The organism is Pseudophaeobacter arcticus DSM 23566, from assembly GCF_000473205.1.
In the GTDB taxonomy this organism is placed as follows: domain Bacteria; phylum Pseudomonadota; class Alphaproteobacteria; order Rhodobacterales; family Rhodobacteraceae; genus Pseudophaeobacter; species Pseudophaeobacter arcticus.
This window is the reverse complement of the sequence record NZ_KI421507.1, coordinates 985,463-1,009,884: the sequence shown is the minus strand read 5'-3', so window position 1 is coordinate 1,009,884 and position 24,422 is coordinate 985,463. Positions and strand designations below refer to the sequence as shown.

Sequence of the window (24,422 nt, the reverse complement as noted above, 5' to 3'; positions counted from 1 at the left end):
CGCGCCGCGTTCCGGTTTATCGCCGGACACATTGGCCAAAGGCGGCAGCCCATCGCGGCGCTGACGCCCTGTCCAGATCAACAATAACACATTGCAAAAGGCGCACGCTCCATGCTGACCTTTACAATCAGGCGGCTGATCCTGTCGGTTCCGACACTGCTGTTCATCAGTCTGGTGATTTTCCTGCTGCTCGAACTCGCCCCGGGCGATCCGATGGCACAGGTTCCCCTCACAGTTCCCCCTGAAGTCAAAGAAAAAATGCGCGAGGCCCTTGGCCTTGGCCAACCCGCCCCTATCCGCTTCTGGAAATGGCTGGTGCAGTTCTTCTGGATTGAACCCCAGGTTCTGATCGACCACTATTTTGGCACCACCTTTTCGCAGGGTGACCTGCGCGTCATCTCCTGGCAGACCCGTTCGCCAGTGATGGATATCGTCATCCAGCGGATGCCACAGACCCTGTGGGTTGTGGGCACCGCCTATGTGGTTGCCATCTTTATCGCCCTGCCCATCGGCATTTACTCCGCTTACCGTCAGTACAGCTGGTTCGACCAGCTTGGCACTTTTGTGTCGATGGTTGGCTTTTCGGTGCCGCCGTTCTTCTCTGGCGTTCTGGTCATCGTGATCTTCTCGGTGCAGCTGGGCTGGTTCCCGTCGATCTATGACACCACCCATGTGGTCAACAGTTGGAGCAGCTTTGTCTACCAGCTGAAACAGATGATCATGCCGGTCATGGTGCTGGCACTGCAGATCACCGCGCAGCTCAGCCGGTTTATGCGGGCCTCGATGCTGGACAACCTCAATCAGGACTATGTGCGCACGGCGCGGGCCAAGGGCCTGAGCGAATATGTCGTGGTCATGGTACATGTTCTGCGCAACTCGATGATCCCGGTGGTCACGGTGATTGCCCTTGGCATCCCCGCGATCTTTGGCGGCGCAATCATCACCGAGCAGGTGTTCAAGGTGAACGGTATCGGCCAGCTGCTGATTGGCTCCATTCAGGCTAATGATCTGCCCATGGTGCAGACACTCACCTTTATCTTTGCCATTCTCATCGTGCTGTTCAATCTGATCGCCGATGTTCTGTATGGCATTCTAGACCCGAGGATCCGCTATGACTGAGCTTAGCAATCCGATCCCCAGCAAGCCACCGCGCAGCCAGTGGCTGGATGTCTGGGATCAGTTCAAAACCCACCGTGGTGCTTTGATAGGCGGCATCCTGTTTATCCTGATTATCGCTGCGGTCTACCTGGGTCCGCTGTTCTGGGACATCGAAGCAACCCATATCGACATCCGCGCCCGCAATCAGGGCCCCAGCTGGGTACATCCCTTTGGTACCGATCAACTGGGCCGTGACATGATGGCCCGGATGATGGCGGGGGGCTCTACCTCTGTGTCGGTTGGGCTTACCGCAATGGCGCTGGCGCTATTTCTGGGCTCCTTCGTCGGGGTGGTCGCAGGCTTTTTCAAACGGCTCGACGGGCCTTTGATGCGCCTGACCGATCTGTTCCTGGCGCTGCCGCTGCTGCCGCTCTTGCTGGTGATGATGCTGCTGTTTCGCGAGCCGCTCAATGCGGCCTTTGGACCAGAGCAAGGGATCTTTATTCTCATCGTCTGTGCCATTGGGGTAACCTCCTGGATGCCCACAGCGCGCATCGTGCGCGGCGATGTCCTGGCGATCAAGGAACGTGAGTTTGTTCTGGCGGCCCGCTCCATCGGCACCTCAAACAGCAAGCTGATCACCCGGCATATCCTGCCAAACGTGCTGTCTCCGATCATGGTTTCGGCGACACTGGGGATTGCCACCGCGATCATCACCGAAAGCTCGCTCTCCTTCCTTGGCCTCGGCTTCCCACCGGATTTCCCAACCTGGGGACGGCTGCTGTTTGATGCCACCGACTATCTGCAGCAGCACCCCGAGCGGGTATTCTGGCCCGGCATGGCGATCTCTTTGACCGTGCTGAGTGTGAACTACCTTGGGGACGGGCTGCGCGACGCGCTGGATCCACGGATTCGCGGCCGCTAGCGCCTCAGGATGGTGCAGCCCCTGCGCCGCTGAAGATCACTGAGACATATTCAAATAAGAACATAGCTTTTGGCCGTCCCCCAGGGGGCGGCCAAATTGTTTCGCTCCGCCCCATTGGGCTGGGCAGAAAATACTGCCACAGCGCGACAAGACAGAACACTGTCACCAGGGATCTGCCAGCTCCCCAGGGGTTTCCCCTTGTCCGCCACCGGCTTTGGCCTCATTTCGGGAAATAATTCCAATTCGCTGCTAAACGGGAGCCTGCGATGTTTGAGACATTTGGTTTTGAAGAGACCACCCCACGACTGGCCTCGCTGTATTTTGCCCTCGCCCTTGGGCTGGGCTTTGGTGTGCTGGCACAGCTCACCCGGTTTTGCTTTCGCCGCGCCCTGATCGGTGAGGACCGCCAACAGGCCGCCGGTGTCTGGGCCCTGGCGCTGGCCGTTTCGGTGCTGGGAACGCAGGCCGCTGTGACCCAGGGCTGGATCAGTTTTGACGGCCACCGCCTGCTGGCCTCGGAGCTGCCGCTTTTGGCCATTGCTGTTGGCGGTGTGATGTTTGGCATCGGCATGGTGCTGACACGGGGCTGCATTTCGCGCCTCACCGTGCTCAGCGGCACTGGCAACCTGCGCGCACTGCTTTGCGTCGGGATCTTTGCCATTGTGGCCCATGCCACGCTCAAAGGCGTGCTGGCGCCGCTGCGCAGCCTTCTGAGCGGCTACACCGTTCAACTGGGGGATTATGCAACCCTGGCTGCCCTGCCCGGTGGCGCGCCCCTGTGGAGCGCTGTCATTGCCCTGCCCGCCTTTTGGCTGGCCCTGCGGTCGCAAAATACCGTGCTGGCCCTGCTGGGCGGCGCCATGATCGGAGCTCTGGTGCCGCTGGCCTGGGTCACCACCGGATTTGTGCTCTTTGACGAATTTGACCCCATTGCCATGGAAAGCCTGTCCTTTACCGCGCCCATGTCCGAGGGGCTGTTTTATGTCATCGCCTCCAGCGCCGTGACTGCGGGGTTCGGGCCCGGGCTGATCGGCGGCGTATTGGCGGGGGCACTGCTTACCGCCCTGCTGCGCCGGGAGTTCCAGTGGCAGAGCTTTGACAGCCCCCGCCAGACCGGTCGCTATTTGCTTGGCGCCAGCCTGATGGGCTTTGGCGGGGTTCTGGCCGGAGGCTGTACCCTTGGCGCAGGCCTTGCCGGGATTTCCACCCTGGGTCTGGCGGCGCCGCTGGCTTTGGCCGCCATCGCCCTGGGTGGGGTTCTGGCCCACCGGGTGGTGCGGGAGGCGCCTAGTGCAGCTTCTTCTTTATCCGCTGGATCGCCAGCCACACCAGCCCCACAACCGGCAGAGTGATCATCGCGGTCAACATCCCCTTGCTTTGGCCCAGGACCTGCGCAAGGGGATACAACAGATACGACACCAAGGAGACGGCGTAGTAGCCGATTGCCACCACCGAGAGCCCTTCTACGGTGTGTTGCAGCTGCAGCGCCTGATCCGCCCGCCGGTCCATACTGGCCAAAAGCGCCTGGTTCTGCGCGCTGCGCTCCACATCGACGCGCGTCCTGAGCAGCTCGCCACCGCGCCGGGCCCGGTCTGCCAGGGTACCGATGCGTTTTTCCGTGGATTTCACCGTGCGCATGGCGGGTTCATATCGGCGCAGCATGAATTCGGAAAACGTCTGGAAACCGCCGTGGCGCGTCTCGCGCAGCAGTCCGATACGCTGATTGACCAGCGCCTCATAGGCGCCGGTGGCCCCAAAGCGAAAGGCCGAGCGGGCTGCCATGGCCTCCAGTTCAGCCGAGACCGTCAAAAGCTGCGTCAGGGTCTGTTCCGCTGGCACCGTGTCAGAGGTCATCTCGGCCATCATCTTGCTGAGATGCGTGTCCAGTTCGCCGATGTCGCGGCTGAGCCCCCGCACCCGGGAAAACCCAAGCATCGACATGGCCCGGTAGGTTTCAATCTCACAGAGCCGCTGCACCAGTCGACCAATGCGCTGCGACCCGGTTTCGGCATTGGCAAAAAGCGCAAACCGCATATGCCCCGCCGGATCAATGCGGAAATCCCCGGCAACCACGGCACTGTCATCCAGCACCTCGGCCACCGCCAGGCTTTCGGGAACAAACCAGTCGCTCAGGTCGGACTTGATCCGCTTGTCCTCTGGCCGCGGCAGCACCCGGATCATCAGCGAGGTGACCCTTTGACCGGGGGCCTCCAACAGCCAGCCTGAGGGGAAAACATCAAAATCCGCCGGGTCAAAGGCGCGCTCGCTGATGCCATCGCAATAGAGCGTGTAGCTGACAAATTCGGTGTGCTGCTCCCACTTTAGCGTATGACGTCCCAGCTGCGCCGAATGATGGGTTGCGCCGGGTTGCGGACGTGGCGCGCCATAGCGCTCCAGCAGGGCCGTGAGGTGCTGCAGATCCAGCGCCCGGTCCCGGTGGACTGCCTTTTCCGGCTGCTTCACCGCCAGATAGATCACCGTGCTGGGGCTTTGCATCGCCGGAAAAGGCCGGGCGTGCAGCTCATTGGCCAGAGAGTAGCGCAGGGGGTGGTCTGGGATCGGGGGCATAGCGCAGGGGTCTCCAAAAAGGTGAAGCCAACATAGCGATTCGGAGATAGCCTGTACAGAAGTCTTTTATTTCAATATGTTACCAGGGTACGACGGTATACAAAGCCATTGGGACGCAGCAAAAACTCAGGAAAAATCAAGAGGGGCTCTGCCCCCGGCCGATGGCCTCCCCCGGGATATTTGGGGCCAAATGAAGTCGAAAAGAAAAGGCGCGCCGGATCTCTCTGGCGCGCCTTTGGTCTGAGTTTTGGGAGGTCTGTTACTGGATCATTGTCAGCAACTGATCCAGCGAGGCCTTGGCATCGCCATAAAACATCCGGGTGTTCTCTTTGAAGAACAACGGGTTCTCGATGCCGGAATAGCCAGTTCCCTGGCCGCGTTTGGAGACAAAGACCTGCTTGGCCTTCCAGCATTCCAGAACCGGCATCCCCGCGATGGGAGAATTCGGGTCTTCCTGGGCCGCCGGGTTGACGATGTCATTGGAGCCAATGACGATGGCCACATCGGTCTCAGGGAAGTCCTCGTTGATCTCATCCATTTCCATGACGATGTCATAGGGAACCTTGGCCTCGGCCAGGAGCACGTTCATATGGCCAGGCAAACGGCCTGCGACGGGGTGGATGGCAAAGCGCACGGTCTTGCCCTTGGCCCGCAGGCGACGGGTCAGTTCCGCCACATTCTGCTGTGCCTGTGCCACCGCCATGCCGTAACCGGGGATGATGATGACAGAGTCGGCCTCGTCCAGCGCGGTGGCAACGCCGTCAGCGTCGATTGCAATCTGCTCGCCCTCGACCTCCATCTGTGGCCCCGTAGTGCCACCAAAGCCGCCCAGGATAACGCTGACAAAGCTCCGGTTCATCGCCTTGCACATGATATAGCTGAGGATGGCACCGGAGGAGCCAACAAGGGCGCCAACAACAATCAGCAGGTCATTGCCAAGGGAGAAACCAATCGCCGCAGCCGCCCAGCCGGAATAGCTGTTCAGCATCGAGACAACCACTGGCATATCGGCGCCGCCGATGCCCATGATCAGGTGATAGCCGATGAACAGAGCGGCCAGCGTCATCAAGAGCAGTGGCAAGAAACCACCAGTGTTGAAGTACCAGATCAACCCGATCAGCGACACGCCAGCAGCGACAGCGTTGAGCATGTGACCGCCGGGCAGCTTTACCGCCGAAGAGGTCAGTTTGCCTGCCAGTTTGCCATAGGCCACAACCGAACCGGTGAAGGTCACCGCACCGATGAAGATGCCGAGGAAGAGCTCAACCCGCAGAATGGCCACTTCGACGCCGTCTTTCTTGGCCAGGAGTTTTGCAAAGCCATCCAGCGCCTGTTTGGCGTCAGCGTCCATGGCCAGGACACGGCCCAGTTCGATATGGGCGATGAGGCCCACAAAGACCGCAGCCAGACCAACCAGAGAGTGCATCGCCGCGACCAGTTCGGGCATCTGGGTCATCTGCACCCGTGTTGCCAGCTGATAGCCGATGGCACCGCCACCTGCGATCAGCGCGATTGACAAGAGCCAGAGCCCAGAACCTGGGCCCACCAGGGTGGCAAAAACCGCCAGCGCCATGCCGGCAATCCCGTACCAGACCGCGCGTTTGGCGCTTTCCTGGCCCGACAACCCGCCAAGGCTGAGGATAAAGAGAACAGCCGCAACCACATAGGCGGCAGTGGTAAATCCATATTCCATCTCTGTAGCCTCCTTAAGATTTCTGGAACATGGCAAGCATGCGCCGGGTGACGAGGAAGCCACCAAAGATGTTGATCCCAGCCATAAAGACCGAGAGGGCTGCCAGCAGGATCACCAGAAAGCTGCCCGAACCGATCTGCATCAGCGCGCCCAGAATAATGATCGACGAGATCGCATTGGTCACCGCCATCAGCGGTGTGTGCAGGCTGTGCGCCACGCCCCAGATCACCTGGAAACCAATAAAGACCGACAGCACAAAAACGATAAAGTGCTGCATGAAGCTGACTGGCGCTACCAGACCAACACCAAGCAGCAAGGCACCGCCCACGACCAGCAGGGTCACCTGATTTTTGGTCTGAGCCTTGAAGGCGGCCACTTCTTGTGCGCGTTTTTCCTCTGGGGTCAGCTCTGGCACCACCTCTTTGGGCTTGGCGGCAATCGCCTGCACCTTTGGCGGCGGTGGCGGGAAAGTGATTTCACCGGCATGGGTGACGGTGGCGCCACGAATGACGTCATCTTCCATGTTGTGATTGACCTGACCGTCCTTTTCGGGCGTCAGATCTGTCATCATGTGGCGGATGTTGGTGGCGTAAAGCGTCGAGGCCTGCGCCGCCATGCGGGATGGGAAATCGGTATAGCCGATAATGGTCACGCCATTCTCGGTGACAATTTTCTCATCCATCACGGTGAGCTTGCAGTTGCCGCCCTTTTCCGCTGCCAGGTCAACAATGACCGAACCGGGTTTCATCGCTGCGACCATGTCTTCGGTCCACAGCTCTGGCGCTTCGCGGTTGGGGATCAGGGCCGTGGTGATGACGATGTCCACCTCTGGCGCCAGTTCCCGGAACTTGGCCAGCTGGGCCTCGCGGAATTCGGGGCTGGAGACCGAAGCATAGCCACCAGAGGAGGCGCCGTCGGCCTGCTCTTCTTCAAAGTCGAGATAGACAAACTCGGCGCCCATGGACTCAACTTGCTCAGCCACTTCGGGACGCACGTCAAAGGCCAGGGTGATGGCCCCAAGGCTGGTCGAGGTGCCGATGGCGGCAAGACCGGCAACGCCGGCACCAACCACCAGGACCTTTGCCGGGGGCACCTTGCCCGCTGCTGTGATCTGACCGGTAAAGAAGCGTCCAAAATTGTTGCCCGCTTCAATAACGGCGCGGTAGCCCGCAATATTGGCCATCGAGGACAGCGCGTCCATTTTCTGGGCGCGGCTGATACGTGGCACCATTTCCATGGCAACAACGCTGGCGCCTTTGGATTTGGCCAGCTCCAGCCCCTCTTCATTCCCGCCGGGATTAAAGAAAGAGATCAGCGTCTTTGTCGAGTTCAGCCGCTTGAGCTCAGCCTCATTGGGTTGGCGCACCTTGGCGATGATATCCGATGCCTTCCACAAGGCAGCGGCGGTCTTGATAATTTCAACACCGGCCTCTTCATAGGTGGCATCGCTAAAGCCGGCCTGTAAGCCCGCACCGCTCTCAATAGCGCAGTCATAGCCCAGTTTCTGCAGCTGACGCGCAGAATCGGGCGTCATGGCAACACGCGCCTCGCCGTTGATCACCTCTTTGGGTGTTCCAATTTTCACCTTGTCGGTCCCCCTCGTCCTGCCCGCCCCAGCATTGCCTGGGTACGGATCGCAAACATTATGACTATATTGCGCAACATTTTTGCGCAATGGTTTCGCTGCGTCGCCGCATTTCACTGCCGCGTTGCCGCATTTCTGCACCACTCAACTAAACTGCTGTGGATTCTGCAACTGGCCTCCAAAGTGACGCTACAATAGAAAGGCAGTCTTTGATCCGTCATTGAGCCGCCGCCTAGACCCAGCGTCGCACTTTTTGCTCGTAGCGCGCCCAGTCGCTGCGAAAGGTTCGCCGCATCCGGTTTTCTTCACCAATGATAAATCGCTTCTCCAGGATCCAGGTCAGTACCGGGATCAGCGGCAGCGCAAGAACCGCGTCAAAATAAAGGATCAGCCCCGCCAGCACCATGACATCGCCCAGATAGATTGGGTTGCGGCTGCGCGTAAAGATGCCGGATTGCACCAACCTGCTCGGCGTCTCATGTGGCATGAGCGTGGTTTTCTGACGCCGCATTTCGGTAACCGCCAACACCATCAGAACCAGTCCGCCCCCAACAAGCAGCCCCCCCAGTAGATCCGCCCAGACCGGACCAAACTCCAATCCCAAGGATAGATAGCGCGCCTGACACCAGGCCAGAGCAGCAAAGCCTGCCAGCCAGACCGGCGGAAGGTCGATCCATTTCATGTCATGTCTCTTTCTTCAAAGTCGCGGACCCTGGCCTTATAACAATTTGCGGCACATTTCCCACATCCTGCGGCAAGGTCCAGCATTTCAGCAAATACCGTCCGGATAAAAGGACAGTATGCTCGTTTTTAAAGCCATATCACAACTTCGTTCCCTGCCCAGGATCCAGCTTGGCCCAAAGCTGCAAAAAGGATTGAGATGAGTAGGTCATATTGACCTACTCCCACTCCATCTCTTCAAAAACCCGGCCGGCGTTCTTGGTCGCCAGCTCCTCAAAGGTATCGAGGCCCCGCCACTGCTGCTGATCCACATAATAGGCCCCCGCCAGATCGCCACCCTCCTCGATATGAGCGCCAATCTTGCCGCGCAGATCGGTCAGATAGTCCAGCGTATAGCGGCGCACCTGATCCAGGTTGGTCGGATGGCCATGGCCCGGGATCAGATAGGTCGGCGCCATTGGCTCCAGCTTTTCGACCCAAGTTTCAATCCAGCAGCTGGTGCAGGTATGGGGAAATATCGGCAACATGCGCTCATGAAAGGCAATATCGCCTGCAATCATAATCTTCCACTCCGGGATCCAGACCTGAACATCCCCCGGATCATGGGCCGGGCCCAGATGCAGCACTTGAATATCCACCCCGCCGAGGCTCAGATCATAGCGGTCGTCAAAGCTGAGATTGGCATGTTCCATGCGGCTGTCACCGGCACGGTCCTTGTTGTAGCTCTGCATACGCTGCAGGATGAAATCGCCGTTTTTCCGGGTTTCGGCAATGGCATCGGCATGGCCCAGAATATCAACGCCCTGGTCGCGCCAATAGCCATTGCCCAGCACCGCGTGGCCCTGGCCATTTTCGTTGATGACCAAGACAACCGGCTGATCCGTCACCGCCTTGATCTCGCTGTGCAGGGCAGCAGCCAGCCCATCTGAGGCGCCGGCATTGACCACCACAACCCCCTCGTCCGTCACGATAAAGGAGAGATTGTTATTGTGGCCGGCATTTTCATAGGTCGGCGGCGCCGTGGCCCCGATGGCCGAGAACACATGCGGGATGACCTCGACAGGCTTGGAATACAGCTCGGACTGGGGATATTGATCCGCAATATCCTCGCTGGCGAGACCTGCCACTGGCAGCCCTGCAACACAGACGGTCAGCCCTGCGGCATAAATCGGCGTCAAAAGCCGGGTCAACGCGGTATTTGTCATGACATCCTCCCATTTGGTCCACATCAATACGCTGGTCCACAATACGCTGGTCCACGTCAATAATTCACACTTGCGAATATGATTGTAAATAGGTTTTACGCCCCGCAATCGCCGCTGTGACGGAACGGCGCGCTTGCACAGCCCTGTCGCGCAGATACCCTGCAGCAAACAGGAGGAAACACAGATGGATTTGAACGGTAAACATGCATTGGTCACCGGCGGTGGCACTGGCATTGGTCTTGCCATTGCCCGGGCTCTGGCCGAGCAGGGCGCCCAGGTGACCATCACCGGGCGCCGCCAGGAGGTACTGGAAGAGGTCGCAACCAAAGGCCTACACCCGTTGGCGATGGATGTGCGCAATGAGGACGACATCATTGCCAAGGTCGCCGCAGCGGTGGAGGCCCGTGGCCCGATCCAGATCTGCGTCGCCAATGCCGGCGTGGCCGAGGGCAAGTCCCTGCACAAGACCACGATGGAGTTCTGGCGCAACATGATGTCGACCAACCTGGATGGTGCCTTTCTGACCATTCGCGAATGCCTGAAATCCATGCATCAGACCGACTGGGGCCGGATCATCACCGTGGCCTCGATCGCCGGTCTGCGGGGGCTGAAAGGCGGCGCCTGCTATAGCGCCAGCAAACATGGCATGATTGGCCTCACCCGCGCTTTGAGCGAGGATTACATGGGCAGCCAGATCACCGCCAACGCGATATGCCCTGGCTATGTCGATACCCCGATTGTGGACCGCAACGTCACCTCGATCTCGGCCCGCGCCGGTATCAGCGAAGACGAGGCGCTCAAGGTCATGGTCAATGCCAACCGCCACCAGCGCCTGATCGAACCAGAGGAAGTGGCCGCCGCCGCCATGTGGCTTTGTGGTCCCGGGTCGCAGTCCATCAATGGCCAGACCATCGAAATCGCAGGTGGGCAGACCTGATGAAGCTGGCAAGATGAACAGGGCAGAATTCAACCAGTTCTGCGCCACCTTCCCCGCAGCGGAACATGTGGTGCAATGGGGCAATTCCGACGTTTGGAAAGCAGGCGGCAAGCTTTTTGCCGTCTGCGGCTGGGCCGATGGCGAAGACGCTTTTACCTTCAAGGCCGGAGAGATCGCTTTTGAGGTCCTGCAGGAACGCCCAGGTGTACGCCCTGCCCCCTATCTGGCCTCGCGCGGCATGAAATGGCTGCAACAGTTTGCCAAAGATGGCCTCAGCGATGAAGAGCTGCGCGACTGTATCACCCAGTCCTATCAGATGGTCACCGCAGGCCTGTCAAAGAAGAAAAGGGCCGCATTGGGTATCCCGGAGCCCGCGCCAAAGACCTGAAGCCCGGGCTGCGCCCCTGCTTGTGACCCCGCCCGAATCTTGGCTTCAGACCCCGCAAGAGACACGGGCAAGGGACACGGGAAAGGGATACCGGCAAGAGACACTGGACAGACCAGATTGGATCGGATACGAAATACAAAAGCTTTAAGCTTGAAGTATTTTTCGATCCAGCGAGGCCCCCATGACTGATTTTGCTGCCACCAAGGCGATGTTCGACCTGCCCGAGGGGATGATCTACCTCGATGGCAACTCTTTGGGCCCGCTGCCCAAGGCCACCAAGGATCGCGTCTCCGCGATGATCGAGGATGAATGGGGCAAGATGTTGATCACCGGCTGGAACAAGGCCGGCTGGATGCAGCAACCCGGCGCCATTGGCGACCGTATCGGACGGCTGATCGGTGCAGAGGCGGGCCATGTGATGATGGGGGACACCCTGTCAATCAAAGTCTACCAGGCGGTTGCTTCGGCACTGGAGATGAACCCCGGCCGCCGCGTGGTGCTGTCGGACAATGGCAACTTCCCCTCGGATCTCTATATCGTGCAGGGCCTGCTGAAATCGCTTGGCAAAGACTATGAGCTGCGGGTGGTGAACCCCGAAGACGTGGCCGAGGCCGTCACCGATGAGATCGCCGTTTTGATGCTCACCGAGGTCGACTACCGCACCGGGCGCAAACACGACATGAAAGCCCTGACGGAACTGGCCCATGCACAGGGTGTGGTGACGGTTTGGGATCTGGCCCATTCCGCCGGCGCATTGCCGGTGGATCTGGCCGGGTGCAAGGCGGATTTTGCCGTCGGCTGCACCTATAAATACCTCAACTCTGGTCCGGGTGGCCCGGCCTTCATCTATGTCGCCCCGCGCCATGTCGACACCGCCCGCCCGGCCCTGTCGGGCTGGCTGGGACATGAGGCGCCTTTTGCCTTTGATCTCGACTATCGCCCCGGCACCGGTATTGAGCGCATGCGCGTCGGCACCCCGCCGATGATCCAGCTGGCCGCCCTTGGTGCCTCGATGGATATTTGGGATCAGGTGGATATGCAGGCGCTGCGGGCGCGCTCTATCGCGCTGTGTGATCGCTTTATTGCCGGGGTTGAGGCCAACTGCCCGGCGCTGACCCTGGCCTCACCGCGCGACGGCACGGCCCGTGGCAGCCAGGTCTCCTTTGCCTTTGAAGACGGCTATGCGGCCATGCAGGCGCTGATTGCCCGTGGCGTCATTGGCGATTTCCGGGCGCCGGATATCATGCGCTTTGGCTTTACCCCGCTTTATATTGATGCGGCAGATGTCGATGGCGCAGTGGCGATCATTGCCGATGTGATGAACAACCGCCTGTGGGACACCCCTGAATATAAAATTCGCGCGGCCGTGACCTGATGGCCCTACCTGGCACCAAGGCCTTGCCCCTGTGCCGGCCCTTTGGCTGGGTGGCGCTGTGGCGTCGCCTGGCCCAATGCGGCACCCTGAACAAAAGGCATTTCTCCCTTTCCTGAGCTATACTTCAATTTGGAAAAGGAGGAATCCAATGAGTGATTCCAAGACCACGACACAGGGCTGCCCCTTCAACCCCGCCGATGACGGCGCCCAGATGGATTTTGACGGCCGCATGTCCTATGGCGACTATCTCTCGCTGGATATGTTGCTGAACGCCCAGAAACCCTGGACCGATACCCATGATGAAATGCTTTTCATCATCCAGCACCAAACATCCGAACTGTGGATGCGGCTGGCCATTCATGAGCTGCAGGCGGCGCGCGCGCGTTTGCTCAAGGGCGAGACCAGACAGGCCTTCAAGATGCTGGCGCGGGTGGCGCGGATTTTTGAGCAGCTTAATTCCGCCTGGGATGTGCTGCGCACCATGACGCCGTCGGATTACACCGCCTTTCGCGATGCCTTGGGGCAGAGCTCTGGCTTTCAGTCGCATCAGTACCGGCTCATTGAATTCATGCTGGGCAACCGCAACAAGGCGATGCTGAAACCCCATGCCCATCGCCCCGATCTGGTGGCGCTGCTGGAGGCAGAGCTGGCCCAGCCCTCGCTGTATGATGTGGCCCTGCGGGCGCTGCATGCGCGCTTTGCCCTGCCTGACGCGGTGATCCATCGTGACCTCTGCGAAGCCTATCAGGCCAGCGCGGCGGTAGAGGCCGCCTGGTCTGAGGTCTACCGCGCCCCCGAGGCCCATTGGGAGCTTTATGAACTGGCCGAGAAACTGGTGGATTTTGAAGATTACTTCCGCCGCTGGCGGTTCAATCACGTGACCACGGTGGAGCGGGTCATTGGCTTTAAACGCGGCACCGGCGGCACTGGTGGGGTTAACTACCTAAAGCGGATGCTGGAGGTGGAGCTGTTTCCCGAGCTTTGGCACCTGCGCACCACGCTGTAACCCGCAGGATAAACAGAGCCAGGGCAAACAGAGACGGGAAAAACAGAGACATTAAAAAACAGAGACGGGGGGCTCCCGCCCGTCTCGCGACATCCAAGATGTCGCATCCCGTTGGGCCCGGCGCCGCGCTGACGCGCGGCGCGTCACCGCAGAATAGAACGCAGGGGAGAAGAACGCACGGGATCGAAGCAACCGCGTTCAGGCTGTGATTTAGGCCGTGATTTTAGGCCATCGACAGGCCCCCGTTCGCAGGGAGGCAAGAAGGGCGAGCGAGGACCCTAGGGCAGAGGCGCCAAGGCTCGGGCGCAAAGCGCCGCAAACTCCGCCACCCCGCTCCGATAGCTCTCGTAACTCTTTGAGGTATGTTTGATCCCTTTGAGGCAGGCGCAGAACACCCCCCCCAGTGCATCCGCCTCCCCTGTCATTTGCAACTGCCCCCGGGCAGACTCGGCCCGCAGCCAGCGCCCATAGACTGCCTGCAACTGTGCTTCCCCCTCTTCGATCATATCACCAGCGACATTCATGCTGGCTTCGAACAGCTCCATTCCGTGGGCCGAAGACATCATCGCCTCCATGGTCTCACCGCCATGGGCGGCAAAGGCACGCGCCAGACGCTGCGACAGAGCCCCCTCCTGCGCCAGAGCTGCCGCCACCTCATGCGCGGCCTCAGCGTAGTAGCTCGCCACAAGGCCGCGAAAGATTGCTTCTTTGTTTTTGAAATGAAGATAGAGCGCCGGACGTGACATGCCGGCCCCCCGCGCTATGTCATCCATCGAGGTTTTGCGAAACCCATAGGCGGAGAAACCCGCCCAGGCGGCGGCAAGGATGGTCTGTGTCTTGGAATCTGGGGCTGAAAACGTCATGGTCTCGCTTCTGACACTTTCATATATTTTTGTCAATTGACACCATGACACATTTCATGCATTTTGTCAGAACTCCCGCCCCCAGCCCCCGGACCCAGCAAAGAGGCCAGTTCCATGTCAAAAACGCTCCGTATCAATGGCAAGACCCATGAGGTGGATCTGCCCGATGATGTGCCCCTGCTCTGGGTACTGCGCGACGAAATTGGTCTGACCGGCACAAAATTTGGCTGCGGCGTGGCCGCCTGTGGCGCCTGCACGGTGCAGGTGAATGGTGAAGCGATGCGATCCTGCCAGCTGAGCCTCGGCGATGTCGAGGGGGAGGTGACCACAATCGAGGGCCTGGGCACGCCAGACAACCTGGCCAAGATCCAGCAGGCCTGGGTGGCGCATCAGGTGGCGCAATGCGGCTACTGCCAGTCCGGCCAGATCATGCAGGCGGCCAGCCTGCTGGCGGAAAACCCCAGTCCCAGCGACGCCGATATCGACGAGGCGATGCAGGGCAACCTGTGCCGCTGTGGCACCTACCCGCGGATCCGCGCCGCCATCCACTCCGCCGCCAAAATGATGCAGGAGGCCTGATATCATGGCCAGCTTGAAAAAAATCGCCCGCCGCAGCTTTCTCGTCGGCTCTGCCGCCATTCTGGGCGGGGTTGCCTTTGGCACCTTCAAATATCACCAGCCCGCCCCCAACCCGCTGACCCCGGGTGAGGGCAAGGCGGTGCTGAACCCCTTTGTCTTTGTCGACCAGTCCGGCGTCACCCTGATCGCGCCACGGGCTGAGATGGGCCAGGGTGTGCGCAGCTCATGGGCCGCCCTGATCGCCGAAGAACTGGATGTGGATCCGGCACAGGTCACTGTCATCCATGGCCCCGCCGCCAAGGCCTATTACAACAGCGCCATGATGGCCGAGGCCCTGCCCGGGCGCGGCTATAACGCCAGCGATTTCCAACACTCATTGGGGCAGATCGTCGGGAATTTCTCCAAATTCCTCGATCTGCAGGTCACCGGTGGCTCCTCCTCGATGAAAGACGGCTTTACCCGCATGCGGCTGGCCGGTGCCAGTGCCCGCGAGACCCTGAAAGAGGCCGCCGCGCAACGGCTTGGCATCGCCCGCGCCCTGCTTGAAACCGAGGCGGGATATGTTCTGGCTCCGGGGGATGTAAAACTCTCCTACGCTGATCTGGCCGCAGAAGCCGCCGAGATTGCACCGCAGGAGGCCGAGCTGCGCCCCGCAGCCCAGTGGAAATACATCGGCAAACCGGTGCCGCGTATTGATATGACAGCCAAGGTCACTGGCACCGCAGGCTTTGGCCTGGATACCCGCATTGACGGCATGAAATTTGCCGCCATCAAACAGAACCCGCATTTTGGCGCCGGTATGCGCGGCTTTGATGCCTCGGCCGCCAAGGACATGGCAGGAGTCGAGCAGATCCTGGATCTTGGCGATGCGGTGGCCGTGGTCGGCAGCAATACCTGGCTGGCGCAGCAGGCGGTTGATGCCATCGATGTTGACTGGGAGCCTGCCACCTACCCCGGCAGCACCGAGGCGATCTTTGCCGAGATTGAAGCCGCCTTTGCCGGCTCCGCCAATTCGACCATGCGCGATGACGGCGACGTTGACAGCCTTCCCGAGGGGGCGGAATTGATCGAGGCCGAATACCGCCTGCCCTATCTGGCCCATGCCACCATGGAACCGATGAACGCAACCGCACTTTATACCGGGGATGCGCTGGAGATCTGGGCGCCCAATCAGGGCCCCACGGTGGTGCAGAAAGCCGCCGCCGCGCTCACCGGGTTGGAGACAGAGGCCGTGACCGTCAATACCACCTTTCTGGGGGGCGGCTTTGGCCGCCGCATCGAGGTGGATTACACCAACCGCGCCGTGCAGATCGCGCAACAGCTCAAAGGCACGCCGGTGCAGCTCACCTGGTCGCGCGAAGAAGACATGCGCCACGACTATTACCGCCCCGGTGCCATTGGCCGCTACCGCGCCGCCGTCAAGGATGGCAAGGCGGTCATGGTCCATGGCAAGATCGCAGCCCAGTCCACCACCCAGGAAGGTGCCGGGCGGATGCTGGGTCTGCCAATGTCAGGCCCGGACAAGGGGCATGTGGACGCCGCGTTCAACCAGCCCCTGGCTATCCCGAATTTCCGCGTCGAGGGCTATATCGCCAAGCCGATGATCCCGGTTGGGTTCTGGCGCTCGGTGGCGGCCTCGTTCAATGGGTTCTTTTCAGACAGTATTATTGATGAGATGGCCCATAAGGCAGGCCGCGACCCGCTGGAGTTCCGTCTGGAGCTGGCCCGCGCCGAATGGGAGCCCGCCGCCAAAGTACTGAAAACCGTGCGGGACATGTCCGGCTGGACCGGCAAAACGCCCGCAGGAATTGGCCGGGGCGTGGCATTGGTCTACAGCTTTGGCACCCCCGTCGCACAGGTCATCGAGGTGGCTGATCGTGACGGCGATATTGCCATCACCAAGGCCTGGATTGCCGCCGATCTAGGCCTTGTTGTGGATCCGCAAAACACCGAAGCACAGCTGTTCAGCGGTCTGGCCTATGGGCTGTCTGCCGCCTGTTTTGGCGAGATCACCTTTGACAATGGCGCGGTGGAGCAGGAAAACTTCCCCGATTACGACGCCATGCGCATGCCCAGCATGCCAGCCGTCGAGGTTGCGGTTTTGCAAAACCAGAAACACATGGGCGGCGCGGGTGAACCCGGCACTCCACCAGCCGCACCGGCGCTGGCAAATGCGCTCTTTGACCTGACAGGGGAACGCGCGCGGGAGCTGCCCCTGAACAAACGGTTCAGCTTTGTGTAAGGTCACCAGCCAAGGCACCGCCAAAGCCCCCCCCCGCCAAGAACACATCGGTGGGGGGCTTTGGCAGCTTGATCAAGACTGCTCACGTCGCGCTCAAACCGCAGCAGCGCAGAGAGTGCCTGCACCCTGACTTTACTGATCTTGCCTTACTGACCGTACTGGCGCCCAGGCGTCACAGCTCTGTCCCCGCATGGCACCATGGCAGCCGCGCGCGAGCGGATGCATACCGCTGAGAGTTCCCATGGTGACAGAGTTGGTCAGGCCTGTGGTGGCAGATCACTCATCAGGCTGTTTCCTGTAGCCCGCCGACCTCATGGGGGCCATTGGCCCAGGCATGGACCGCTGCGCCAAAGGCCTGAAACAGCGGCCTGGAGACCGGGTCATTGTTGGCGTCCCACTCCGGGTGCCACTGCACCGCCAGGGTAAAACCGGGCGCGTCGCGGACATAGATCGCCTCGGGCGTGCCATCCGGGGCTTCCCCGTCGATCATGATACGCGCCCCCGGCGTTTTGATGCCCTGCCCATGCAGGCTGTTGGTCATCACCTCATCGGCGCCAAACACGCCGCTAAAGACACCACCGGGGGTCATTTTCACCGGGTGCCGCAGCGCAAATTTCTCTTCCAGGGTGCCATCGGGGGGCATCCGGTGGTTCATCCGCCCGGGCAGGTCCCGGATCTCAGGGTACAGCGTGCCGCCCATGGCCACATTGACCTCCTGAAAGCCACGGCAAATCCCCAGAAAGGGCTGACCACGTTCAACGCAGGCCCGCACCAGCGGCAACACAATTGCGTCCCGCGCCCGATCAAAGGCCCCATGTGCCTCGGTCTCTGCCTCACCATATTCATTGGGGTGCACATTTGGCCGCCCCCCGGTGAGCAAAAATCCGTCAAAGCTTTCCAACAGCTCCTCGACCGATAGGAACCGCGGGTCCGACGGGATCAGCAGCGGCATACAGCCGGCAACCTCGGCCACGGCCTCGGAATTCATCGTGCCGCCAGCATGTGCCGGGTATTGATCGTTGAGCAGATAGGAATTGCCGATAATGCCAACTTTGGGACGCGCCATGGGGACTCCGAATGCGAGAGGACAAAACAAGGCTAAGGCCTCCCCCCGGATCCCGCAACCACCCAAGCCATCGGCAGGCGCGCAGGCTGCTGTTCAATTCTGCACGTCGTTGCGTCACTGGCAGGTTTCGCGACAAAACAGGGCAGATCGGAAACAATAGAGAAGCCAAAAACCAAAAAGGACGCCGCAAGCCGCGACGTCCCCCAGAGAGGTAGCGATTTTCCGGCAGATCAGATCTCGCCAATCAGCCCTGCCGCCTCGATCCCCGCCATGGCAGCAATCGCGTCATTGTCAGAGGTATCGCCAGTGACGCCAACGGCACCAATGACCGCGCCGCTGTCATCGCGCAGCAACACACCACCGGGCACGGGGATCACCTGACCACCATAGACGCCATTCACCGCCGCCATGAAATAGGCCTGCGCTTCGGCCCGCGCCATCTGCGCAGTGCCCGCCATGCCCAGCATCACCGCGCCATAGGCCTTACCATGGGCGATGGCAAAGCGCCCCGGCGCCGCACCGTCTTCGCGGGCAAAGGCCTGCACATGGCCGCCGCCATCCAGCACCACGGCAGAAAGAGGTTTCAACCCCATCTCATGGCCTTTGGCCAGGGCTGTGTCGATAATGGTCCGGGCGGATTGCAGAGAAATTGTCATGGTCGCGTCCTTTTGGTCAGGATCAAGAATAAGGGAAAAGGGCAGGACCGCGCCCTGCCCCCCGTCTCTATGGCTGCGTTAGCCGACCGCCTTGAGCTCAAGGCGGCGGGCATGCAGCACCGGCTCGGTATAGCCCGAGGGTTGGATACGCCCCTTGAAGACCAGATCACAGGCGGCCTGGAAGGCAATGCCGTCAAAGCCGGGCGCCATGGGCCGATAGCTGGCATCCCCGGCGTTTTGCTGGTCCACCACGGCGGCCATCTTTTGCATGGCTGCCATCACCTGCTGTTCGCTCACCACCTCGTGGTGCAGCCAATTGGCCAGGGCCTGGCTGGAGATCCGGCAGGTGGCGCGGTCTTCCATCAGGCCGACATTGTTGATGTCAGGCACTTTGGAACAGCCAACGCCCTGATCAACCCAGCGCACCACATAGCCCAGAATACCCTGGGCGTTGTTTTCAATCTCGCGGGTGATTTGTTCATCCGACAGATTCTGCCCCTGCATCACCGGAATATCCAGCAGATCAGTCAGCGTGCCACGTGGGCCCGCCGCACGCAGCGCATCCTGATGCGCCAGCACATCAAACTGGTGATAGTGGGTGGCATGTAGGGTTGCGGCGGTTGGCGACGGCACCCAGGCGCAGGTCGCGCCCGCCTTTGGATGGCCGATCTTGGCGGCCAGCATGTCCCCCATCAGGTCCGGCATCGCCCACATGCCCTTGCCAATCTGGGCGCGCCCCTTAAGACCACAGACCAGACCGATATCGACGTTGCGATCCTCGTAGGAGGCAATCCAGGGCGTGTTTTTCATCTCGCCCTTGGGCAGCATCGCCCCTGCTTCCATCGAGGTATGGATCTCATCCCCGGTGCGGTCCAGGAAGCCGGTGTTGATAAAGGCCACGCGGGATTTGGCGGCGCGGATACATTCCTTCAGATTGACCGAGGTGCGGCGCTCTTCATCCATGATGCCGATCTTGACGGTATTGGCCGGCAGGCCCAGCGCGGCCTCAACCTGATCAAAGATGCGGCAGGCAAAATCAACCTCTTCGGGGCCGTGCATCTTGGGCTTGACCACATAAACCGAACCTTTGAGCGAGTTGCCCCCCTCTGCCTGCAGGTCATGCATGGCGATCATCACGGTGATCATCGCATCCAGCAGGCCTTCGCCCGCCTCGCGGCCTTCGCTGTCCAGAACGGCCGGGTTGGTCATCAGGTGGCCAACATTGCGCACCAGCAGCAAGGAGCGCCCCTTGAGGCTGGCGGCCTCTCCGGCGGCGCTGGTGTAGTCGAGGTCCGCATTCAAGACACGGGTGAAGGTTTTGCCGCCTTTGCTGACCTCCTCGGCCAGATCGCGTTTCATCAGACCCAGCCAGTTTGAATAGGCAACCACCTTGTCTTCGGCATCGACACAGGCCACCGAATCTTCGCAGTCCATGATGGTGGAGAGTGCGGATTCAAGCGTGATGTCATTGATCCCGGCGGCATCAGAGGCACCGATATTGCCTGCCGCGTCCACCTCGATCACCGCATGTAAACCGTTGTTTTTCAGCAAAACCCGCGTCGGGGCAGTGGCGTCACCTACGTGACCGGCAAACTGGGTGGCCTCCTTGAGCGCGGGCACCAAAGTCCCCTCAGCAACGGCCAGGCCGGTGATATCGCTCCAGGAGCCGCCTTGCAGCGGGAAGGTCTCATCCAGGAAACTGCGCCCCCAGGCAATCACCCGGGCCCCGCGCGCCGCATCATAGCCACCGCCCTGTGGCAGATCGCCCATGGCATCGGTGCCATAAAGCGCATCATAAAGCGAGCCCCAGCGGGCATTGGCCGCGTTCAGCGCAAAGCGGGCATTGGTGATCGGCACCACCAGCTGTGGACCAGGGGTAAAGGCGATCTCGGCGTCGACATTTTCCGTCTCGATCTCAAAATCATCGCCTTCGGGTAAGAGATAGCCAATCTGACGCAAGAAGGCTTCATAACCTGCGGCATCCTGCGGCGCACCACGGTTGGCCACATGCCAGGCATCAATCTGCCCCTGCAAATCGGCGCGTTTGGCCAGCAGAGCGCGGTTCTCGTCGCCCATGCCATTGACCAGCCCGGACAGCCCGGCCCAGAAGGCCGCCGCCGACACTCCGGTGCCTGGCAAAGCCTTGCTTTCAATGAACTCCGCCAAATGGTTTGCAACCTGCATCCCCTCGATCGTGCGCCTCTGGCTCATTGACCTTCTCCTTCACCGATTGTCGATCCTGTTTCCCCGATACAGGAAAAGTTTCTTATCAGCAACAGAGGCGGTAATATAACTTTACCAATTTACACGAGGCTGCTTCAAATTTTCACAGCAAATCGCCTGACACTTCAAAAAGAACAGGTAAATACGCTGCGGATTTGCTCGCCTTTTTCGCGTCATGCGCTTGCCCGGCTCTGCGCCATTGCCTACCACTAGAACAACCAAAAGCAACAAATCCCCGGCCCAGCCCCTGGTCGCGGTGAGACGAGGACAGCAAGATGACCAGCCAATCAGCCCAGGCCAAAGCAGAAACCTTTTATCTCAAGGACTATACCCCCTTTGGCTTTGTGGTAGAGAGCGTCGCGCTGACCTTCCGGCTGGCCCCCCATGCCACCCGCGTGCTGAGCCAGATCCGCTTTACCCCCAAACAGGATGCTGCTGATCCACGGTTTTTCCTGCATGGCGAGAAACTGAAACTGATCTCTGCCAAGATCGACGGTGTTGAGGTCTCCCCAGAGATCACTGCCGAGGGATTGACCTGCGACACCCCTGCAGAGCCCTTCCTGTGGGAGGCCGAGGTCGAGATTGATCCGGCGGCAAATACGGCGCTTGAGGGGCTTTATATGTCCGGTGGCATGTATTGCACCCAGTGTGAGGCCGAGGGCTTTCGCAAAATCACCTATTACCCCGACCGCCCAGACGTGATGTCCACCTTTACGGTGCGCATCGAGGGCAATGAGGCGGTGCTGCTGTCCAACGGCAACCCCGTCTTGCAATCACAGGGCCAGGCCGAATGGCACGACCCCTGGCCCAAACCCGCCTATCTTTTTGCGCTGGTGGCCGGCGATCTGGTCAACCACCCCGATACATTCACCACCCGGTCCGGCAAAGAGGTCGAGCTGAACATCTGGGTCCGTCCCGGTGACGAGGACAAATGTGCCTTTGGCATGGAAGCCCTGAAAAAATCCATGGCCTGGGACGAAGACGCCTATGGCCGCGAATATGACCTTGATATCTTCAACATCGTTGCGGTGGATGATTTCAACATGGGCGCGATGGAGAACAAAGGCCTGAACGTCTTCAACTCCTCCTGCGTGCTGGCCAGCCCCGAGACCTCGACGGATGCCAATTTTGAACGCATCGAGGCGATCATTGCCCATGAGTATTTCCATAACTGGACCGGCAACCGCATCACCTGCCGCGACTGGTTCCAGCTCTGCCTCAAAGAGGGGCTGACGGTGTTCCGTGACGCCCAGTTCACCGCCGACATGCGCTCTGCCTCGGTCAAGCGGATCTCTGATGTGATTGACCTGCGCGCCCGCCAATTCCCCGAAGACCAGGGTCCGCTGTCCCATCCGGTACGACCCGAAGAGTTCCAGGAAATCAATAACTTCTACACCGCCACCATCTACGAGAAAGGCGCCGAAATCATCGGTATGCTGAAACGTCTGGTGGGGGATGAAGCCTATCGCAAGGCCGTGGATCTGTACTTTGATCGCCATGACGGTCAGGCCTGCACCATTGAGGACTGGCTCCAGGTCTTTGCGGACAGCACCGGCCGTGATCTGACGCAATTTAAACTCTGGTATGCCCAGGCAGGCACGCCGCGTCTGAAAGTGGCGGAAAGCTTTGCGGATGGCACCTATACCCTGACCTTCGAGCAAAACACGGCGCCAACACCGGGTCAGGCGCACAAAGATCCCCGCGTCATTCCAATTGCCGTCGGGCTTTTGAATGGCAATGGCGATGAGGTGCAGCCAACCACCGTGCTGGAAATGACCCAAGCCAAGCAGAGCTTTACCTTTGAAGGGCTGGCCAGCAAACCCGTGCCCTCGATCCTGCGCGAGTTTTCGGCCCCCGTCATTCTGGAGCGCGACACCAGCAACGCAGAGCGCGCCTTTTTGCTGGCCCATGACAGCGATCTGTTCAACCGCTGGGAGGCCGGCAATGCCCTGGCCCGCGAGGCCCGCATCGCCATGGTACTGACGGGTGCGGCCCCGGATGCATCCTATCTGGATGCGCTGCAAAAGCTGGTGCGCGACGACAGCATTGATCCGGCCTTCCGGGCACTGATCCTGCAACCGCCCAGCCAGTCCGACATCGCCCAGAGCCTGCATGAGCGCGGTCACCTGCCCGATCCGCAAAAAATCTATGACGCAGCCGAGACCTTGACCCAGACTCTGGCGCAGCAACTGGCCGACAGCCTGCCGCGGCTCTATGCCGATACCACCGTGCAAGGCCCCTATCAGCCCGATGCGGTGAGCGCCGGCAAGCGCGCTTTGAACGGGCGTATTCTCTCCCTGCTCACGCGTCTTGATGGCGGCGACCAGGCCTGCCGCCAGTATGACGCCGCCGACAATATGACCCAGCAATATGCGGCCCTTGCCGCCTTGCTGACCGCCGAGAAAGGCACCGAACAATCGCAGGCCTTTTATCAGCAATGGCAGGATGACCGGCTGGTAATGGACAAATGGTTTGCCCTGCAGGTCGCTGCCGCCGCACCAGAGGCAACCGCGCGGATCGCATCTGAACTGACAGAGCACCCGCTGTTCACCCTGAAGAACCCCAATCGCTTCCGGGCGGTGATGGGTGCACTGGCTGGCAGCCACGCAGGGTTTCACCATGCCAGCGGCGCAGGCTATCAACTCTTGGCAGACAAGCTGATCGCGCTGGACGGCCTCAATCCGCAGACCACCGCCCGGATGTGCACAGCCTTCCAGACCTGGAAGCGCTACGACGCCCCCCGTCAGACCCTGATCCGCAACCAGCTGCAGCGGATCAAGGACACCCAGGGGTTGAGCCGCGACACCAATGAAATGGTCAGCCGAATTCTGGATGCCTGACCAGATCCCCCCAGATCAGGCAGGCAGAGATCACCCGACCGCTGCGCCCCCGACACCGCTCCATTTTCAGCGTCGCGGGCGCAGCTGGGCCTTGGCCAGCGCCGTTTTCCTGTGGCTGGCGGCCCTGATTTTTGGCGGGGTTGCATTGGAAATTTCGGCCTGGCTCCTTGCCGTTCTGGCCCTGCCGACGCTGCCGGGCCTCTGGGAACTCTGGCGCAACCCCATGTCGCGGCTCGCGCTGACGGCGGATCAGATCTGCTGGTTCACGGCAACCGGCAACACGGCTGTACCGCTGGCCAAAGTCTCTTTGCTGCGGCTTGACCGGCGGTGGGATCTGTCCTTTCGCGCAACGCTCATCCTGGAAGATGGCCAAAAACTACGGATGCCACAGCATGTTCTCCCCCCGGTAGAGCAACTGGAAGAGGCGCTATCGGCGCGCGGCATCCCCAGCCAGCGCCACCACTTCACGGTTTTATAGCCTGACCCGCAGGC

Annotated in this window: 20 protein-coding genes; 11 read left to right on the top strand and 9 right to left on the bottom strand. The window is 60.4% G+C overall.

Translation table 11 applies throughout. The features are described from left to right. The first annotated feature begins 111 nt into the window (after positions 1-111). The 3 genes from ARCT_RS0108695 (at position 112) to ARCT_RS0108685 (ending at position 3,375) form a co-directional block, all read left to right on the top strand. Complete coding sequence (locus ARCT_RS0108695; RefSeq protein WP_027239720.1) at positions 112-1,119, top strand: ABC transporter permease; 1,008 nt, start codon at positions 112-114, stop codon at positions 1,117-1,119. Then, entirely contained in the window at positions 1,112-2,023 is a 912-nt protein-coding gene (locus ARCT_RS0108690; protein WP_027239719.1) for an ABC transporter permease, read from the top strand. The genes ARCT_RS0108695 and ARCT_RS0108690 overlap by 8 nt, the downstream gene beginning before the upstream one ends. A 266-nt stretch (positions 2,024-2,289) precedes the next feature. Then, positions 2,290-3,375: a YeeE/YedE family protein gene (locus tag ARCT_RS0108685; RefSeq protein WP_027239718.1), complete on the top strand. Its 1,086-nt coding sequence runs from the start codon at positions 2,290-2,292 to the stop codon at positions 3,373-3,375. Here the strand turns inward: ARCT_RS0108685 and ARCT_RS0108680 are convergent. The 5 genes from ARCT_RS0108680 to ARCT_RS0108660 all read right to left on the bottom strand — a co-directional run bounded on the left by ARCT_RS0108680 (position 3,311) and on the right by ARCT_RS0108660 (position 9,755). Beyond that, positions 3,311-4,591 carry a DUF3422 family protein gene (locus ARCT_RS0108680; protein ID WP_027239717.1) on the bottom strand — a complete coding sequence of 427 codons (1,281 nt, stop codon included), beginning with the start codon at positions 4,589-4,591 and terminating at the stop codon, positions 3,311-3,313. The genes ARCT_RS0108685 and ARCT_RS0108680 overlap by 65 nt on opposite strands. A gap of 259 nt (positions 4,592-4,850) precedes the next feature. Further along, entirely contained in the window at positions 4,851-6,284 is a 1,434-nt protein-coding gene (locus ARCT_RS0108675) for an NAD(P)(+) transhydrogenase (Re/Si-specific) subunit beta (protein WP_027239716.1), read from the bottom strand. Positions 6,285-6,297: 13 nt separating this feature from the next. Beyond that, positions 6,298-7,869 (bottom strand): Re/Si-specific NAD(P)(+) transhydrogenase subunit alpha, encoded by a 1,572-nt coding sequence (locus ARCT_RS0108670; RefSeq protein WP_027239715.1) that lies wholly within the window; start codon positions 7,867-7,869, stop codon positions 6,298-6,300. Between the two features lie 232 nt (positions 7,870-8,101). Next, positions 8,102-8,551 carry a methyltransferase family protein gene (locus tag ARCT_RS0108665; RefSeq protein WP_027239714.1) on the bottom strand — a complete coding sequence of 150 codons (450 nt, stop codon included), beginning with the start codon at positions 8,549-8,551 and terminating at the stop codon, positions 8,102-8,104. A 217-nt stretch (positions 8,552-8,768) separates the two neighbouring features. Then, positions 8,769-9,755, bottom strand: coding sequence for an MBL fold metallo-hydrolase (locus ARCT_RS0108660; protein ID WP_051361038.1), 987 nt, complete (start codon positions 9,753-9,755; stop codon positions 8,769-8,771). A gap of 184 nt (positions 9,756-9,939) precedes the next feature. Between ARCT_RS0108660 and ARCT_RS0108655 the strand changes: the two genes are divergently transcribed. The 4 genes from ARCT_RS0108655 (at position 9,940) to kynA (ending at position 13,461) form a co-directional block, all read left to right on the top strand. Then, on the top strand, positions 9,940-10,692 hold the full coding sequence (locus tag ARCT_RS0108655; protein ID WP_027239712.1) for an SDR family NAD(P)-dependent oxidoreductase: 753 nt from the start codon (positions 9,940-9,942) through the stop codon (positions 10,690-10,692). Between the two features lie 13 nt (positions 10,693-10,705). Continuing rightward, the gene (locus tag ARCT_RS0108650) at positions 10,706-11,080 is read left to right on the top strand and encodes an MmcQ/YjbR family DNA-binding protein (protein ID WP_027239711.1); all 375 of its coding nucleotides are present in this window, start codon (positions 10,706-10,708) and stop codon (positions 11,078-11,080) included. A 181-nt stretch (positions 11,081-11,261) separates the two neighbouring features. Continuing rightward, complete coding sequence (kynU, locus tag ARCT_RS0108645) at positions 11,262-12,455, top strand: kynureninase (protein ID WP_027239710.1); 1,194 nt, start codon at positions 11,262-11,264, stop codon at positions 12,453-12,455. Positions 12,456-12,603: 148 nt separating this feature from the next. Further along, a complete protein-coding gene (gene kynA / locus ARCT_RS0108640) occupies positions 12,604-13,461 on the top strand; it encodes a tryptophan 2,3-dioxygenase (protein ID WP_027239709.1) in 858 nt (285 codons plus the stop codon). 278 nt (positions 13,462-13,739) lie between these two features. Here kynA and ARCT_RS0108635 read toward each other — a convergent pair whose 3' ends face one another. Continuing rightward, on the bottom strand, positions 13,740-14,324 hold the full coding sequence (locus ARCT_RS0108635; RefSeq protein ID WP_027239708.1) for a TetR/AcrR family transcriptional regulator: 585 nt from the start codon (positions 14,322-14,324) through the stop codon (positions 13,740-13,742). A 114-nt stretch (positions 14,325-14,438) separates the two neighbouring features. On the opposite strand from ARCT_RS0108635, the gene ARCT_RS0108630 reads away from it, so the two are divergent. Together ARCT_RS0108630 and ARCT_RS0108625 are read left to right on the top strand one after the other, a co-directional pair. Continuing rightward, positions 14,439-14,903 carry a (2Fe-2S)-binding protein gene (locus ARCT_RS0108630; RefSeq protein ID WP_027239707.1) on the top strand — a complete coding sequence of 155 codons (465 nt, stop codon included), beginning with the start codon at positions 14,439-14,441 and terminating at the stop codon, positions 14,901-14,903. 4 nt (positions 14,904-14,907) lie between these two features. Further along, positions 14,908-17,145, top strand: coding sequence for a xanthine dehydrogenase family protein molybdopterin-binding subunit (locus tag ARCT_RS0108625; RefSeq protein ID WP_027239706.1), 2,238 nt, complete (start codon positions 14,908-14,910; stop codon positions 17,143-17,145). Between the two features lie 283 nt (positions 17,146-17,428). Here ARCT_RS0108625 and ARCT_RS0108620 read toward each other — a convergent pair whose 3' ends face one another. The 3 genes from ARCT_RS0108620 to ARCT_RS0108610 all read right to left on the bottom strand — a co-directional run bounded on the left by ARCT_RS0108620 (position 17,429) and on the right by ARCT_RS0108610 (position 21,078). Continuing rightward, entirely contained in the window at positions 17,429-18,211 is a 783-nt protein-coding gene (locus tag ARCT_RS0108620; RefSeq protein ID WP_027239705.1) for a gamma-glutamyl-gamma-aminobutyrate hydrolase family protein, read from the bottom strand. Between the two features lie 230 nt (positions 18,212-18,441). Continuing rightward, positions 18,442-18,867: a GlcG/HbpS family heme-binding protein gene (locus ARCT_RS0108615; protein ID WP_027239704.1), complete on the bottom strand. Its 426-nt coding sequence runs from the start codon at positions 18,865-18,867 to the stop codon at positions 18,442-18,444. Between the two features lie 78 nt (positions 18,868-18,945). Beyond that, on the bottom strand, positions 18,946-21,078 hold the full coding sequence (locus ARCT_RS0108610) for a malate synthase G (protein ID WP_027239703.1): 2,133 nt from the start codon (positions 21,076-21,078) through the stop codon (positions 18,946-18,948). Between the two features lie 287 nt (positions 21,079-21,365). On the opposite strand from ARCT_RS0108610, the gene pepN reads away from it, so the two are divergent. Further along, positions 21,366-23,930, top strand: a complete 2,565-nt coding sequence (pepN, locus tag ARCT_RS0108605; protein ID WP_027239702.1) for an aminopeptidase N — start codon at positions 21,366-21,368, stop codon at positions 23,928-23,930. Further along, the gene (locus tag ARCT_RS25715; protein WP_051360623.1) at positions 23,923-24,408 is read left to right on the top strand and encodes a hypothetical protein; all 486 of its coding nucleotides are present in this window, start codon (positions 23,923-23,925) and stop codon (positions 24,406-24,408) included. The genes pepN and ARCT_RS25715 overlap by 8 nt, the downstream gene beginning before the upstream one ends. Positions 24,409-24,422 lie beyond the last annotated feature (14 nt).

Bases quoted from the DNA above. Each gene is read 5' to 3' on its own strand.
- ARCT_RS0108675 (WP_027239716.1), bottom strand. From the start codon at position 6,284: ATGGAATATGGATTTACCACTGCCGCCTATGTGGTTGCGGCTGTTCTC.
- ARCT_RS0108650 (WP_027239711.1), top strand. From the start codon at position 10,706: ATGAACAGGGCAGAATTCAACCAGTTCTGCGCCACCTTCCCCGCAGCG.
- ARCT_RS0108695 (WP_027239720.1), top strand. From the start codon at position 112: ATGCTGACCTTTACAATCAGGCGGCTGATCCTGTCGGTTCCGACACTG.
- ARCT_RS0108630 (WP_027239707.1), top strand. From the start codon at position 14,439: ATGTCAAAAACGCTCCGTATCAATGGCAAGACCCATGAGGTGGATCTG.
- ARCT_RS0108635 (WP_027239708.1), bottom strand. From the start codon at position 14,324: ATGACGTTTTCAGCCCCAGATTCCAAGACACAGACCATCCTTGCCGCC.
- ARCT_RS25715 (WP_051360623.1), top strand. From the start codon at position 23,923: ATGCCTGACCAGATCCCCCCAGATCAGGCAGGCAGAGATCACCCGACC.
- ARCT_RS0108655 (WP_027239712.1), top strand. From the start codon at position 9,940: ATGGATTTGAACGGTAAACATGCATTGGTCACCGGCGGTGGCACTGGC.
- ARCT_RS0108660 (WP_051361038.1), bottom strand. From the start codon at position 9,755: ATGACAAATACCGCGTTGACCCGGCTTTTGACGCCGATTTATGCCGCA.
- ARCT_RS0108625 (WP_027239706.1), top strand. From the start codon at position 14,908: ATGGCCAGCTTGAAAAAAATCGCCCGCCGCAGCTTTCTCGTCGGCTCT.
- ARCT_RS0108665 (WP_027239714.1), bottom strand. From the start codon at position 8,551: ATGAAATGGATCGACCTTCCGCCGGTCTGGCTGGCAGGCTTTGCTGCT.
- kynU (WP_027239710.1), top strand. From the start codon at position 11,262: ATGACTGATTTTGCTGCCACCAAGGCGATGTTCGACCTGCCCGAGGGG.
- ARCT_RS0108690 (WP_027239719.1), top strand. From the start codon at position 1,112: ATGACTGAGCTTAGCAATCCGATCCCCAGCAAGCCACCGCGCAGCCAG.
- ARCT_RS0108685 (WP_027239718.1), top strand. From the start codon at position 2,290: ATGTTTGAGACATTTGGTTTTGAAGAGACCACCCCACGACTGGCCTCG.
- ARCT_RS0108680 (WP_027239717.1), bottom strand. From the start codon at position 4,591: ATGCCCCCGATCCCAGACCACCCCCTGCGCTACTCTCTGGCCAATGAG.
- kynA (WP_027239709.1), top strand. From the start codon at position 12,604: ATGAGTGATTCCAAGACCACGACACAGGGCTGCCCCTTCAACCCCGCC.
- ARCT_RS0108610 (WP_027239703.1), bottom strand. From the start codon at position 21,078: ATGAGCCAGAGGCGCACGATCGAGGGGATGCAGGTTGCAAACCATTTG.
- ARCT_RS0108620 (WP_027239705.1), bottom strand. From the start codon at position 18,211: ATGGCGCGTCCCAAAGTTGGCATTATCGGCAATTCCTATCTGCTCAAC.
- pepN (WP_027239702.1), top strand. From the start codon at position 21,366: ATGACCAGCCAATCAGCCCAGGCCAAAGCAGAAACCTTTTATCTCAAG.
- ARCT_RS0108615 (WP_027239704.1), bottom strand. From the start codon at position 18,867: ATGACAATTTCTCTGCAATCCGCCCGGACCATTATCGACACAGCCCTG.